Below are 14,052 nucleotides of genomic sequence, written 5' to 3' on the forward strand. Positions count from 1 at the left end.
TCATCCTCCGGTGGGCAGCCCGGACCGGGGCGCCGTGGCGAGGTGGGCGCCGACGCGCTTGACCATGAGGGTCATCTCGTAGGCGACCTGGCCGACGTCGGAGTCGGCGTCCGCGAGGACGGCGAGGCAGCTGCCGTCGCCGGCCGCGGTGACGAAGAGGAACGCCTCTTCCAGCTCGACGACGGTCTGGCGGACCCTGCCCGCCTCGAAGTGCCGGCCGACGCCCTTGGCGAGGCTGTGGAAGCCGGAGGCGACGGCGGCGAGGTGCTCGCCGTCCTCGCGGGACAGGTCCTGCGAGGCGCCGGTGGGCAGGCCGTCGCTGGAGAGCACCAGGGCCTTGCGGATGGAGCCGACGCGCTGGACCAGTTCGTCGAGGAGCCAGTTCAGCTCCCCGTTGCCGTGGGCGGAGCTGTTCGTTGCTGCGGCGTTCGGTGCGGTCATCGACCGTCCCCCTCGGGTGTCGTTCCTGGTGCTGTCGTTTCGGCGTTGTGCCGCCGTCCGCGCTGCCAGCCGCGCTGCATGGAGGCCATGCGGCTGCGTACCTCGTCGGCGTCGCGCTCGAAGGAGTCGGGCTCGGCGGCGGCGGTCGTGCCGCTCGCGGACGGGGCGGCGGACGGCGGTCCTTCGGTGCGGGTGCCGCTGTCGCGCAGCTGGGGCGCGAGGCTCGCCTGGCGCACCCGCCGGGGCAGCCCGCCGAACGGGGCGGGGCCCTCGTGGGCGGTCGTCTCGTGCGGTACGGGGACGAGGGTGGGCCCGGGGTGGACGCGGGCCAGCTCCATGGTGTCGCCGATGTCGGAGCCGGCGTCCGGGCGGCTGTCGGAACGGGCGTCGGGGCCCGCGCCGGAGCCGGTTCCGGCGCCGCCGTCGTCCACCGGGCCGGAGCCTGCTCCGGCGCCGGGGTGGGCGCGGCCGGGCTCGTCCACGCGGCGGCCGTGGTCGACGACGAGGGTCGGCTGGCGGCGGCGCGGCAGCGGTACGGGTGCCGCGGGCGTGCCGTCGGACGGCCGGCTGCCGTGGGCACGGCCCGCGGCGTGGTCCGGGGTCTGGTGGTGTTCGCCGCGGCGGCGGTGCTCGCGGGCCCGGAAGAGGCCGCCGCGCTCGCTCTCGGTGTCGAGGAGGTCGGCAGCGCCGCCGAGCAGGGCGTCGATGCCATGGTTGCCCAGGGGGGCCTCGAGCTCGACGGGACCGTCGAGGAGCGGGCCGGTGGGTTCCAGGGCCGGGTCGGGCACCTTGGTGAGGGCGGGGCGGCGGGTGGGCAGCCCGGCGGGCGCGCCGTCGGCGTCCTTGCGGGTCCCGCTGTGGCGGTCGAGGCGGAAGCCGGCGCCCTGGGTCTCGGGTGCGTCGGTGAGCAGCGCGGCCGGGATGAAGACGACCGCGGTGGTGCCTCCGTACGGGGAGGGCTGGAGGGAGACGCGGACGTTCTGGCGCTGGGCGAGCCGGCTGACGACGAACAGGCCGAGCCGGTCGGTGTCGGAGAGCTCGAAGTCGGGGGTCTCGGCGAGGCGCAGGTTGGCGTCGAGCAGGGCGTCGGGGTTGATGCCGAGGCCGCGGTCGTGGATCTCCAGGGTGAAGCCGTTGGCGACCCGCTCGCCGAGCACCTGCACTGCGGTGTGCGGGGGCGAGAAGACCGTGGCGTTCTCGAGGAGTTCGGCGATGAGGTGGGTGAGGTCGGCGACGGCGGGGCCGCCGACGCCGAGTCGGGGCAGCCGGCGGACCTCGATGCGCTCGTAGTCCTCGACCTCGGCGACGGCGGCGCGGACGACGTCCATGAGCTGGACGGGCTTGCGCCACTGGCGGGAGGCGGCGGCCCCGGAGAGGATCACGAGGCCCTCGGCGTGGCGGCGCATGCGGGTGGTGAGGTGGTCGAGCCGGAAGAGGTCGGCGAGCTCGTCGGTGTCCTCGGTGCGCCGTTCCATGGTGTCGAGGAGAGTGAGCTGGCGGTGCAGCAGGACCTGGTTGCGGCGGGCGAGGTTGACGAAGACCTCGGCGACGCCGCGGCGCATGTCGGCCTGCTTGACGGCGGCTTCGACGGCGGCGCGCTGGAGGGTGTTGAGGGCCTGGCCGACCTGGCCGACCTCGTCCGCCTCGTACCGCAGGTGCGGCACCTCGGTCTCGACGTCGACGTGTTCGCCGGCGGCGAGGCGGCGCATGACGCTGGGGAGGCGGACGCCGGAGACCTCCTGGGCCTCCTTGCGCAGCCGGCGCAGGTCGCGGACGAGTTCGCGGCCGATGCGGACGGAGACGACGACGGAGACGAGCAGGGCGACGAAGCCGAGGACGCCGGCGACGCCGGCCTTGAGCAGCACGCTGTAGGCGGCGGGCTGGACGCGGTCCTGGTAGCGGTCGCCGGCGGCGGTGTTCTCGGTGGCGAGGTCGTCGAGGACGTGGCTGGTCTGTTCCTGCCAGTACTCGGGGGTGACGGCCCGGGGGTTGTCGGTGGCGCCCGCGGCGAGAATCGCCTCTTCCGCCTTGCGCAGGGGGGCGGTGTCGGGGCTGTGCCAGTACCTCTCGAACCGGTCGCGTTCGGCGCCGGGCAGGATCTCCAGGTTGACCTCGTAGAACAGCTCGCGGTTGGCCACGAGGTCGCTGATCGCGCGGATCTCCTCGGGGGTGACGCGTTCGGCGATGAGGGCGGAGACGACGAGGGCGTCCTCGCGGGAGAGGGCTTCGCGGGCGCGGACGACGCCGACGAGGGCGCGGCCCTGCTTGTCCATCTCGACGTTCTCCAGGGCGTGGAGGGTCGTGAGGAAGCTGTAGCAGGGGTCGACGAGCCGGTTGTAGAAGTCGAGGGCCTGGATGCGGCCGATGCTGCGGTTCTCGACCGATCGGCGCAGCGAGGAGAGGCCGTCGAGGGCGTCGAGGAGGGAGGTGAGGCGCTGGGCGGTGACGGGGTTCATCTCGGCGCGTACGCCGGAGTCGGCGGCGTTGCGGCGGATGACGGTGATCTGCCGGTCGGTGGCCTCGCGTTGCTCGCGCAGCTGGGTCAGGGCTTCGGAGGCGCGGGGGTCGGCGAGGTAGACGAGGGACTGGCGGCGTTCCTTCTGGATGACGCGGACGGTGTCCTCGATCGGGTAGCCGACCTTGTCGACGATGTAGCCGACGTCGAGGAGCTGGCGTGCCTCGCGGCCGGTGAGGACGGTCGCGAAGCCCCACAGTGCGGTGAGGGAGACGAGCGGCACGAGCAGCAGCGCCACGATCTTCCTGCGGATGGACTTCCCGCGAAAGCGCATGGCCTCCCCCAGCCAGGCCTCCGTGGCCACGGAGGTCCCTCACGTCGTCACGCCCGGCGTCAACACGCGGCGTCAACCTTCAGCTTCAACAAACGGCGGCGCGAGCCTACTACTGCATCACAGCCATCCCGAAGACGCGTCCGGACGATTTTCAGCCTGTCGAGTGATCGTTGATCATGAGATGTCCTGGTATTCCGGGAGTTGGGTTTCGCCAGTGTGGCGCAGGACACCTGACAGGCCACCACTTTCCGTCCCTGCACAGATGGCTGGAATTGTTCGTTCCGGTCCCGGTGAAACCTTTTCTCTCACTCGTGCGTCATTCTGTACCGGGGGGGTTGTGTCCGCGTAAAGCGGCTCAAGACGGGCAGCAGCACAGACGGACAGCAGCTTCCTGGGAGACGTCGTTGGTGGGGAGTGACAGCGCGATGGAACACGAGGCGCGACCGGTACGGCCGTTGTGGGTGGAGGACGAGAGGGGCCGCGGCCGGATGCCCGACCCGGTCCGGACGGCAGCCGTCCGTGCGGTGATGCTGACCTCGGTGACGCTCGTTCAGGCGATGGTCGCCTTCTTCTGCACGGTGACCGGGTCGTGGCTGGCGTTCCCGGTGACGGTCACGTCGGTGATCAGCACGGTCGCGGCGACCTGGAGCGTGCTCGACGTGTGGATCACGCGACAGGTGTGGCGACAGCGGAACGGGGTCGTGTCGGAGCCGAGCAGCACGGCACGGGGCTCGCGGCGCGAGAAGCGCCGGGAGCAGCGTACGGAGGCGGCGACGCTCTCCGAGGCGGCCTGAGCCAGAGCCGGCAGACGGCAGACGGCAGACGGCAGACGGCAGACGGCAGACGGCAGACGTGAACGGCCCGGTCCCCGAGGGGGCCGGGCCGTTCGGCGTCGTGTGCTCGGGGGTCAGGGGGCGTCGACCGTGCTCCGGCGGAACATCCGGGTCGCGGTGATCTCGCCGTGGATGGTCTCGCCCTCCGCGCTCGGCTGCGGCAGACCGGGCCGCAGGTGCTCCTCCACGCTGATGTACTTCAGCCCCGCCCGCAGGTCGGCGTCATTGCGCAGCCGGATGACCAGCGGGAACTCGGCCAGCGCCGTCGTGTCGAACAGGCCCGTCGTGTACAGCAGCTGGACGCCGAGCGCGTCCGACACCGCCCGCTGGAGCTCCAGGAGGTACGTGGCGTTGGCGCGGCCGATCGGGTTGTCGAGGAACAGCGTGCCCGCGTGCCGGTGCTTGTCGCGGCCCCGGTCGTTGGAGCGCAGCGCGGCCATCGTGCAGTAGAGGGCGATGGCGGCGGTGAGCAGCTGGCCGCCGGAGAAGACGTCGCCCATCTGCCCGACCGGGACGCGCTCGGCGCGCAGCACCGCGTCCGGCTTGAGGATCTCCACGGCCACACCGCGCGGTTCGAGCGCCGCCTGCACCCCCCGGAGCAGCAGCGACATGCCGTCCCTGCGCAGGTCGGAGTTCTTCTTCAGGGCGGCGCGGGTCGCCTCGTCGACGACCTCGCCGAGCCGCTCGGTGAGCGTGGCCTGGTCGGGCTCCTCGAAGCGGATCCGCAGGAACTCCTGACCCGACCACTCCCCCAGGCCCTCGGGCAGCCGGGAGAGCCGCTGGGCCGAGCGCAGGGTGGCCAGGGCCGACTCCACGAGGCCGCGCAGCCGGTCCACGATCGAGTCGCGGTTGCGCTCCAGCTGCGCCAGCTCGTCGGTCAGCACGCGCAGCCGCGGCGCGAACGCCTCGGCCCACTTGGCGGCGTGCTCCGGCAGCGCCGACGCGGGCAGTTCGCGGATCTGCTGGCGGGCGGGGGTGCGGACCTGCTCGAAGCGGGTCGAGTTGGCGTGCCGTACGAGGATGTCGCCGGCCTCGCGGACGGCGGCGTCGGCGCCCGACAGGTCGGCGGCGCAGGCGCGCAGCGAACGGCGGGCCTCCGCGGCCGAGTCACGGGCCTCGGCGAGCGGGCCGGGGTACGGCTCGGTCTCCTCCTGCTCGTCCTCCGTGTGGTCGCGCAGCAGGTCGCGCAGGAGGGCCGCGGTCTCGTCGAAGCCGCCGGCCGCGTCCTCGGCGGCCCGGTGGGCCTGGAGGAGACCGGTGTGCGCGGCGCGGGCGGCCTCCAGCGCGTCGGTGCGGGCGGCGAGTTCGGTGGTCGCGGTACGCAGCAGGCTCTGGGCGTGCTCGGCGTCGGCCGGGACCAGCTCCTCGGGCAGCCCGGTGTGCGCCTCGCCGTCCTCGGGGGCGAGCCGCTCGGCCTCGCCGCGCAGCCGGCCGAGCTTCTCGCTGGCCTCGGTGGCCCGCGACTCCAGCTTCTGCACCAGCGCCTCGGCGCGGGCGGCGGCCGCCTGCCGGGACGGGCCGTCGGCGCCGTCCATGGACTCAAGGAGCTGCTCCGCGCGGGTGCGGACCTTGTTGGTGAGCCGGTCGAGCTCGGCGAGGGCCGCGGACTCGTCGCTCTCGGCGCGGGCCTGCTCGGCGCGCAGGTCGGCGCCGACGCCGACCTTCTCGTACAGCTGGGAGGCGGCCCGGTAGGCCTCGCGGAGGGTGGGGAGCGCGGTGCGCGGCGCGCCGACGTCGGCCGCCGGGAGGTTCTCGGGGGCGCCGGCGATCTCGGCGCGCTCTGCGCGCAGGGCGCGGGCCGTGCGGTGGGCGTCGTCGGCGGCGCGCTGGGCGGCGCGGCGGTCCTCGTCGGCGGCTCGGGCGCGCTCCAGGCAGGTCTGGGCGCGGGCCTCGTACTCGGCGGTGTCGTCGGCGAGTTCCCGGAGCTTGGCCTGCCAGGCGGAGCGCTCGCGCAGCCGGAACGCCAGGCCCGCGAGGGCGTCGGCGGCGCGGCGGGCGCGCTGGGCGGACTCCTGGCGCTCGTCGCGGACCCGGGCGGCGTCCGCGGCGGCCTCGTCGGCCTCCGCCCGTACCGTACGGGCCTCGGCGAGGACGGCGGCCGCGGTCTCGGCGGCGGTGCGGGCGCCGGCGGCCGCGGCGGCCAGCTCGGTGAGCATGCCGGGCGGGCAGTCGGCGCGCCAGGAACCGATCCGTGCGGCCAGCGCTCGGTCGCCGGTGAGCCGGGCGGCGAGGGTGCGGATCTCCTCGTCGCGGGTGGCGGCGCGGGCGCGCAGCGTCTGGCGCTCCTGGTCGGCGGCGTGCTCGTCGTGCATGGCCGGGTTCGGCGGGACGAGGAACACGTCGCCGTCGTCCTGGCCGGAGTCGGGCGCCGGTACGGGCGCGAGCAGGGCGGCGGCGGTGCCGACGGCGACGGTGGAGCGGGGCAGCAGGGCGGCGCCGCTGAGCACCTCGCGGGCGCGGGTGTACGAGACGGGGTCGGTGATCACGACGCCGTCGACCAGCTCGGGGCGGGCGGCGAGCACGGCGGCGTGGTCGGCCGGGTCGACGGCCTGCGCGAGGTAGCGCCAGCCGGGCAGGGCGGGAATGCCGTGCTCGCCGAGGTACTCGACGGTGGCGAGCACGTCGGGGCCCGGCGGCAGCAGGCCGCCGTCGCCGAGGGCGCCGAGGATGCGGTTGTCGTCGGCGGCGGCGGTGCGCAGGTCGAACAGCTGTCGCTCGGCGGAGGCGATGGACTGGTCGAGCAGGGAGCGCAGTTCGTCGGCGGAGCGGTCGAAGTCGGTGACGGTGAGGGGGCCGCAGTCGGCTGCGGAGGCGGGGCCGGCGGAGGGTCCGGCGGGGTCGGAGCCGGACGTCCGGCCGGGGCCGGTACCGGTGGCCGGGCCGGCGCTGGTGGCCGCGCCGGTGGCGGCGCCGCTGCCGGTGTCCGGCTCCCCTCCGCGCTGGCCCGGCAGCGAGGAGGCCGTGGCCGGCGTCGTGCCCGGCAGCGAGAGGAGTTCGGCGAGGCGCGGGTCGGCGGCGAGGGACTCGGCGGCGCGGCGCTCGGCGTCGTACGCGTGCTCGGCTGCCTCGGCGGCGTCGGAGGCGCGGGCGGCCGCGAGTTCGGCGCGGGACTCGGCGCCGGCGGCCTCGCGGGCGCGCTCGGCTGCGGTGCGGGCGGCCTCGCGGGCCGCGTCCCAGGCGGCGACCGTGGTCTTCTCGGCGTCGCTGGCGGCGAGGGCGGCGCGTGCCGGGTCGGCGTCGGGGGCGGAGTCGTCGAGCCAGCCGGCCCGTACCGCCTCCGCCGTCTCCTGCTCGACCTCGGCGAGGCGCTGGCGCAGGTGCCCGGTCTCGCTGCGGGCCCGCTGGGCCTCGGTGGCGGCGGCGGTGGCGTCGCGGTGGGCGGTCTCGCCGGCCTCCTGGAGGGCGGCGGACCGCTCCTCCTCCTCGGCGGCCTGTCGCTCGCCCTCCTCGGCGGCCGCGGCCAGCGCCCGTACGAGATCGGCGGCGGCCTTGGCGCGGGCGGCGAGCGCCGGGGCGGCGTCCCGTTCGGCCTCGCGGATGGCGGCGGCGACCCGCGCGGAGCGGTCGCTCGCGGCACGGTGGCGCAGCACGGATTCGGCGGCCTGCCACGCGGAGTGCAGGGTGCGGGCGTCGGTGAGCTCGCGGCGCTGGGCGGCGGCGCCCTTCTCGGCGGCGGTCAGTGCGAGGGAGGCGTGCCGGTAGGCGAGTTCGGCGGCGATGAGGGCGCTGCGGCCGCGGGCCTCCTCGGCCTCGGAGACGGCGTGGGCGGCGGAGGTGACCTGCTGGGCGAGCTCGGCGGTGCGGTCGCGCTCCACGGCGGCGCGGGCGGTGAGCCGGCGGGCGAGGGTGCGGGTGCGGCGCTCGGCGCCGGCGTGCACGTCGCGGGCACGGGCGCGGGTGTCGGCGGCCTCGACGATCCGGGTGAGCAGGTCGACGGAGCCGGCCGTGAAGTCGCGTTCGGCGGTGAGTTCGGCGCGGCGGCCGAGCTTGTTGCCGAAGCCGCCGACGAGGTCGGCGAGGCCGTCGGTGTCGCGGGTGTCGGTGACGGCGCGCAGCAGCAGGTCGGTGAAGTCGGAGTCCTTCTTGACCGCGAAGAGGCCGGCGGCCTCGCCCTCGTCGGCGTTCATCTCCCGCTGGTAGCGGAAGAGTTCGGGGTCGAGTCCGAGGTCGCCGAGGTGCTCGTTCCAGCGGTCGTGGATCTCCTCCCAGGTGACCTCCAGGTGCGGGTAGGCCTTGCCGGCTTCGGTGAGGGCGTCGCGGAAGCCCTTCATGGTGCGACGTCGGCCGGTGGCGCCGGAGCTGCCCTCGACGGGCGGGCGGACGGAGGTGGCCTCGGCGACGGGGAGGTTGTCGAGGCTGAGACCGGGTCCGGGGCGGAAGGAGTACCAGGCCTCGGCGAACTTGCGGGGGTCGTTGGAGACCTGGCGGCCGCGCCACTCGCTGGCCTTGCCGACGACGACGAGCTCGCCGGTGAGGGTGTGCTGCCACTCCAGGGCGACGTGGCCGCAGTCGTCGGCGAGGAGGAACTTGCGCAGCACGCCGGAGCTGGCGCCGCCGAGGGTGTTGCGGTGGCCGGGGAGCATGACCGAGAAGATCAGCTTGAGCAGGACGGACTTGCCGCCGCCGTTCTCCAGGAAGAGCACGCCGGCGGGGGCGGGTCGGCGCGGCGGGCCGACCGGCTCCTCCTCGAAGAACTCCGCCTGGGTGGGGGCGGGGTGGGGTACGGGCGCGCCGACCCCGCGCAGGTCCAGGACGGTGTCGGCGTAGCGGGCACCGGCCGGTCCGATGGAGTAGAGGCGGACCCGGGACAGCTCGTACATGCGGCGGACTCTCGTGCTTGTCGTTCTCGGGACGGTCGGTTGCGCGGGGCGGTTGCGGGGAGCGGTTGCCCGGAGCGGTTACGCGTGGAAGGGCAGGCCGGCGTCGGCGGCGATCTCCAGGTCGTCGCCGTCGGGCGGCGGCAGGAGGGTCGCGGAGCCGTCGCTGACGGGGACGACGCCGAGGTCGAGGAGCTCGGCCATGGCGGCGCTGCCGGCCATGTCTCGGACCTGGAGCTGGTAGCGGGCGGTGGTGCGGTAGGAGCCGCCGGACTCGTCGCCGGTGCGCTGGAGGAAGCCGGAGTCGGTGAGGAAGGCGACGGCCTTGCCGACGATGCCGGTGGTGGAGCCGGCGAGGCGGCGGGCGTCCTTGGTGGCGCCGGTGGCGCTGCGGCGGGCGTAGATCCGCCAGGCGGCCTCCAGGCCGGGGGCGTCAGTGGCCGGGTCGGTGTTCTCGCCCTGTTGTTCGGCGCGCTCTTCGAGGCGGCGGCAGGCCTGGCGTACGAAGGCGTCGACGCCGTTGACGGTGAGGCGGCCGATGTAGCCGTCGTCGGCGAGGTCCTCGGGGCGGGGGAAGGCCATGGTGGCGACGGCGAGGTGGGCGAGGCCGTGCAGGAACCGGTCGGCGGAGTCGGTGGAGGCGCGGCGGGCGTAGTCGCCCATGCGCACGGCGAAGACGGAGTCCTCGCCGGCGGTGACGGCCATGCCGGCGCGCGGGGAGACCTCCAGGACGATGAGGCCGAGGCCGGTGGCGACGGCGTCGGCGAGGCGCGCGAACGCGGGGTCCTCGCGGTAGCGGCGGAGCAGCTCGGTGTACTCGGCGTCGCGGGCGGGCAGCAGCTTGGGCTGTAGCCCGAAGGAGACGAGCCGGGCGGCGTCGGCCGCGTCGGCGGGGGTGAGGGCCGTGGGGGTGTGCGGGGCCTCCGGCTCGCTCCACGCGTCGGTGTGCTCGACGTGGTGTTCGCTCACGGCTGGGGCTCCTCGGTGCGGCGGTTCTGTGCGATGGCTGGGGCGTCGGGCCCGGGGGCGATGGCGGGGGCGGGAACGGGCAGGCGTACCGGTGTGACGGAGACGGCCGGCGGACCGGGCGCAGGCTCCTCGACGGCGCGCGCGTTCTTCGGGACCGGCACGGCCCGCACGTACGGCCGCGGCGCAGGCTCGGCCGCCGCTCCCGCGGGCACGGCCCGCACCCGCGGCCCGTCGCCCACCGGCTCCTGCTCCTCGCCGGCCGGCCGGCCGACGGCGACGCGCGTCACGCGCGGGCCGGGGGCGCGGGGGGCGGTGGGTGCGGGAGCGGGGTGCTCCAGGGGAGCGGGGTGCTCCAGGGGGGCGGGGTGCTCCGCGGGGGCAGGGTGCTCCGTGGTCACGACGCCTCCGTGCGGTCGGCGGCCATGCCCGCGGCGTCCAGGAGGGCCGTGCCCACGATGAGGTCGGCGCCGCCGAACTCGGGGTCGTCGAGGGGGGTGCCGTCGTCGACGGCGAAGAGGAGGCGCTCCTCGCCCTGGCGGTAGGCGGTGCCGACCGGCGGGCTGGCGGCGTGCACGGCGAGCAGGGCGACCAGGTAGGGGAGGTCGGCGTCGCGGCGGCGGGCATCGGCGAGGAGGCCGGAGAGGCGGCGCGGGGCGTCGTGCTCCAGGTCGAGCAGCTCCATGGCGCTCGCCAGCTGCTCGTCGCTGAAGCGGCTGTCGTCGGGGGTGGCGATGAGGTCCGGTTCCGGCATCTCCGCTCCGAGGTGCTGGCGCTCCACGGGCGGGGTGAGGAGCAGTTCGACGAGGTCGGCGACGCGGACGGAGGCGGGGGTGCGCAGTCCGGTGCCGTGGGCGAAGAAGGCGTCGGTGACCTTGGTGGCCTGCTCGACGGGGAGCGGGAGGATCGGGGCGACCAGCTGCCCGTACAGATCGAGGCCGGTGTACGCGGTGGGCGCGGCGAAGGCCTGGCGGTCCTGCTCGGCGCGGAAGAGCGGGCCGGCCTCCAGGAGGCGGGACTGGAGCTGGGTGTGGCGCCGGATGCAGTCCTTGACGATGTCGACGAGCTCGGCGGCGCGGCGCTTGTGCTCGTGGTCCTCGGCCTCGTCGCGGGCCTTGCGGATGTTGGTGAGGATCGCGTTCTCGTGGCGGTAGCGGTCGGCCACGTGGTCGAGGGCCTCGGCGATCATGTCGGGCACGGCGTTGAGCCAGTCGACCGCGCGGACGTTGCGCCGGGTGGCCTCCAGGGTCCTGCGGAGGGTCTCGGCGTACTGCACGGTCCGGTAGCGGGCCTGTTCGGCGGCGAGCTGGGCGTCGGCGAGGCGACCGCGGCTGATGAGGACCTCGAGCTTCACCTCGGCGGCGATCTGTGCGCTGGTGACATCGGTGTCGAGGGCGCCGACGAGGACGTTGACGGCTTCGTCGGTGGTGCGCAGGTAGACCCCGCCGCCGTAGCCGGGGACCTCTTCGATGAGCTTGAAGTCGTAGTCGCGGCGGGTGTAGACGCCGTCGGTGCCGAAGGTGCCGTAGACGGCGCGGAAGCCGCGGTCCACGCTGCCGACGTTGATCAGGTTCTCCAGGACCCAGCGGGCGACCCGCTCGTGTTCTGCGGCGGGGCGCTCGGGGGCCTGGGCGGCGACGCGGGGCAGCAGGCGGGCGATGATCTGCTCGCTGTCGGCGCCGGTGTCGAAGTCCATGTTGAGCGTGACCAGGTCGATCGCGGAGAGGGCGACCTCGGCCATCGCGTAGACCGAGTACTCGCCCGCGAGATTCGCCTTGCGCGTGTCGAGGTCGTGCAGCGGGGCGGTGCACGCGAGCGCGCGGAGCCGCCGCGCGAGCCCTTCGTCGGCGGCCGGGCCCTGCGCGGGGCGCGGCCCCGCGCTGAGCTGGGGCGGAGCGAGGTCCGTCGAGGCAGGCGAAGTCACGGTGGACAGAGTAGGTCCTCGCACTGACAACGGTCGAAACGGCGCTTATGCGACCGGCGTCTCACGCCTCCTGCCACACCTCGGGGCAGGCCCCGGCAAGCCTCCGTCACGCCGTGCTCACGCCTCCGGTTCGTCCACCGCTTTCGCGTACACGTCGACGATCCGGGTGCGGGAGTCGTCCAGGTAGCGGGCGAGGAGCTGCTCGGCGGTGGCGCGCTCCCCCTGCCGCAGGGCGTCCAGAATCTCCCGGTTTCGCAGGAGGTAAGGCTCATGGAGTCCGCGGGGGTCGGCCACGATGTGGAAGGCGAGCCGGAGTTCGGCGAGGACGCCGCGCATCAGCTCGTCGGTGCGGGCGCTGCCGGCGAGAGCGACGAGTTCGCGGTGGAAGTGGATGTTGGCGGTGGAGACGCCCTTCCAGTCCCCGGCGCGGGCGGCCCGCTCGCCGTCGGCGACGGCGGTGGCGAGGCCGTCGACGGCGAACGGCCCATCTCCGAGCGCGTGGACGACGGCGCACTCGACGAGCCGGCGGGTGCGGTAGATGTCGTCGACGTCGTCGACGGCGAGGACCCGGACGAACACGCCGCGGTTGAGCCGGTGGACGAGCAGCCGCTCATGGGTGAGCAGCCGGAACGCCTCGCGCAGAGTGTTGCGGGACACACCGAGGGCGCCGCCGATGCTCTCCTCGGAGAGCCGGGTGCCGGGCGGGAAGTACCCCTCGGCGATCCGGGTGCGCAGGATGTCCGCGACCCGTTCCGCCGTGCTCGTACGGCCCAGGAGGGCGCGGTCGTCCGCCAGCTCGCCGTTTCCGTCCATCGCGCTTCGTTCCCTCCGTCGTTCGCGGCCGAGTCAATCGCAGGAACGGCCGGGGAAACAAGGACGTGCCGGCATGACTCTTGTCGGATCGTTGAACAATCCCTACATTGAACGACACCGCACCGCTCCTCACTCCTCCTCCCTCTGCGAGGTGCAGATGAGCACGACCCAGACCCAGCAGCAGACCCGGGGCGAACAGCCCGACGACACCGGCGCGTTCGCCTGGCTGCGCGCCCTCGGACCGCGCGGCAGGCGCGCGTTCGGCGGTGCCTTCGGCGGATACGCCCTCGACTCCTACGACTTCTTCACGCTGCCGCTGTCGATGGTGGCGATCGCCGCCTCCTTCGGCCTCGACAAGGGCCAGACGGGACTCCTCACCACCGTCACCCTGGTGGTCTCCGCCGTCGGCGGCGCACTGGCAGGAGTCCTCGCCGACCGCATCGGCCGCGTCAAGGCGCTGATCATCACGGTCGTCACCTACGCGCTGTTCACCGTCCTGTGCGGTTTCGCGCCCAACTACGAGACGCTGATGGTGTTCCGCGCCCTCCAGGGCCTCGGCTTCGGCGGCGAGTGGGCGGTCGGCGCGATCCTGGTCGCCGAGTACGCCTCGGCCAGGCACCGGGGCCGCACCCTCGGCGGCGTGCAGAGCGCGTGGGCGGCCGGCTGGGCGCTCGCCGTGATCGTCTACACGCTGGTCTTCCAGTTCGTGGACGCCGACATGGCCTGGCGGGTCATGTTCTGGACCGGCGCCCTGCCGGCCCTGCTCGTCGTCTACGTACGGCGCAACGTGGAGGACGCCCCGCAGGCCGCCGAGGTGCGCCGTGCGAGCGCCGGCCGCGGCTCGTTCACCACCGTCTTCACCCGCCCGCTGCTCGGCACCACGCTCTTCGCTGTGCTGCTGTCGACCGGCGTCCAGGGCGGCTACTACACGCTCGCCACCTGGGTGCCGACCTTCCTGAAGGCCGAGCGCGGGCTCACGGTGGTCGGCACCGGCGGCTATCTCACCTTCCTCATCTCCGGGGCCTTCACCGGCTATCTGACCGGCGGTTACCTCACCGACCGGCTCGGCAGGAAGAAGAACATCGCGCTCTTCGCGGTCCTCTCCGCGCTCGCCGTCCTCGCCTACACGCACCTCCCCGCCGGCGCGAACACCCTCCTGCTCGTCCTCGGCTTCCCGCTCGGCTTCTGCATGTCGGCGATCTTCAGCAGCTTCGGCTCCTTCCTCGCCGAGCTGTATCCGACGGCCGTGCGCGGCACCGGTCAGGGCTTCACCTACAACACCGGGCGCGCGATCGGCGCGCTCTTCCCGACCCTGGTCGGCTTCCTCGCCGACAGCTGGGGCGTGGGCGGCGCGCTCGTCTTCGGCGCCGTCGGCTACGGGCTGGCCGTGCTCGCCCTGCTCGGGCTGCCCGAGACCCGCGGCAGGGAACTCGTCTGACCGGAAACACGGCTCTTCAGCGACGGACCAG

At 74.4% G+C, this 14,052-nt stretch carries 9 protein-coding genes; 2 read left to right on the forward strand and 7 right to left on the reverse strand.

Features of this window, described 5'->3' with window-relative positions:
* Both ACIGEZ_RS08860 and ACIGEZ_RS08865 read right to left on the reverse strand, forming a co-directional pair.
* Complete coding sequence (locus tag ACIGEZ_RS08860) at positions 1–441, reverse strand: roadblock/LC7 domain-containing protein (protein ID WP_399827660.1); 441 nt, start codon at positions 439–441, stop codon at positions 1–3.
* Positions 438–3,260 (reverse strand): nitrate- and nitrite sensing domain-containing protein, encoded by a 2,823-nt coding sequence (locus tag ACIGEZ_RS08865; RefSeq protein ID WP_399827662.1) that lies wholly within the window; start codon positions 3,258–3,260, stop codon positions 438–440. The genes ACIGEZ_RS08860 and ACIGEZ_RS08865 overlap by 4 nt, the downstream gene beginning before the upstream one ends.
* A 395-nt stretch (positions 3,261–3,655) precedes the next feature.
* Between ACIGEZ_RS08865 and ACIGEZ_RS08870 the strand changes: the two genes are divergently transcribed.
* Positions 3,656–4,024, forward strand: coding sequence for a hypothetical protein (locus ACIGEZ_RS08870; RefSeq protein ID WP_399827665.1), 369 nt, complete (start codon positions 3,656–3,658; stop codon positions 4,022–4,024).
* Between the two features lie 113 nt (positions 4,025–4,137).
* On the opposite strand, the gene ACIGEZ_RS08875 is transcribed toward ACIGEZ_RS08870, so the two are convergent.
* The 5 genes from ACIGEZ_RS08875 to ACIGEZ_RS08895 form a co-directional block, all read right to left on the reverse strand.
* Positions 4,138–8,883, reverse strand: a complete 4,746-nt coding sequence (locus tag ACIGEZ_RS08875) for a hypothetical protein (RefSeq protein WP_399827668.1) — start codon at positions 8,881–8,883, stop codon at positions 4,138–4,140.
* Between the two features lie 78 nt (positions 8,884–8,961).
* Positions 8,962–9,849, reverse strand: a complete 888-nt coding sequence (locus ACIGEZ_RS08880) for a hypothetical protein (protein ID WP_399827671.1) — start codon at positions 9,847–9,849, stop codon at positions 8,962–8,964.
* Positions 9,846–10,247, reverse strand: a complete 402-nt coding sequence (locus tag ACIGEZ_RS08885; protein ID WP_399827673.1) for a hypothetical protein — start codon at positions 10,245–10,247, stop codon at positions 9,846–9,848. The genes ACIGEZ_RS08880 and ACIGEZ_RS08885 overlap by 4 nt, the downstream gene beginning before the upstream one ends.
* Positions 10,244–11,770, reverse strand: a complete 1,527-nt coding sequence (locus ACIGEZ_RS08890; protein ID WP_399827676.1) for a hypothetical protein — start codon at positions 11,768–11,770, stop codon at positions 10,244–10,246. Before ACIGEZ_RS08890 ends, ACIGEZ_RS08885 begins: the two co-directional genes overlap by 4 nt.
* Before the next feature lie 117 nt (positions 11,771–11,887).
* Positions 11,888–12,583 carry a GntR family transcriptional regulator gene (locus tag ACIGEZ_RS08895; protein WP_399827679.1) on the reverse strand — a complete coding sequence of 232 codons (696 nt, stop codon included), beginning with the start codon at positions 12,581–12,583 and terminating at the stop codon, positions 11,888–11,890.
* Between the two features lie 157 nt (positions 12,584–12,740).
* Here ACIGEZ_RS08895 and ACIGEZ_RS08900 point away from each other — a divergent pair, with 157 nt between their 5' ends.
* Positions 12,741–14,021, forward strand: coding sequence for an MFS transporter (locus tag ACIGEZ_RS08900; RefSeq protein WP_399827681.1), 1,281 nt, complete (start codon positions 12,741–12,743; stop codon positions 14,019–14,021).
* Positions 14,022–14,052 lie beyond the last annotated feature (31 nt).

This window comes from Streptomyces sp. NPDC085481, from assembly GCF_044541845.1.
Lineage (GTDB): Bacteria > Actinomycetota > Actinomycetes > Streptomycetales > Streptomycetaceae > Streptomyces.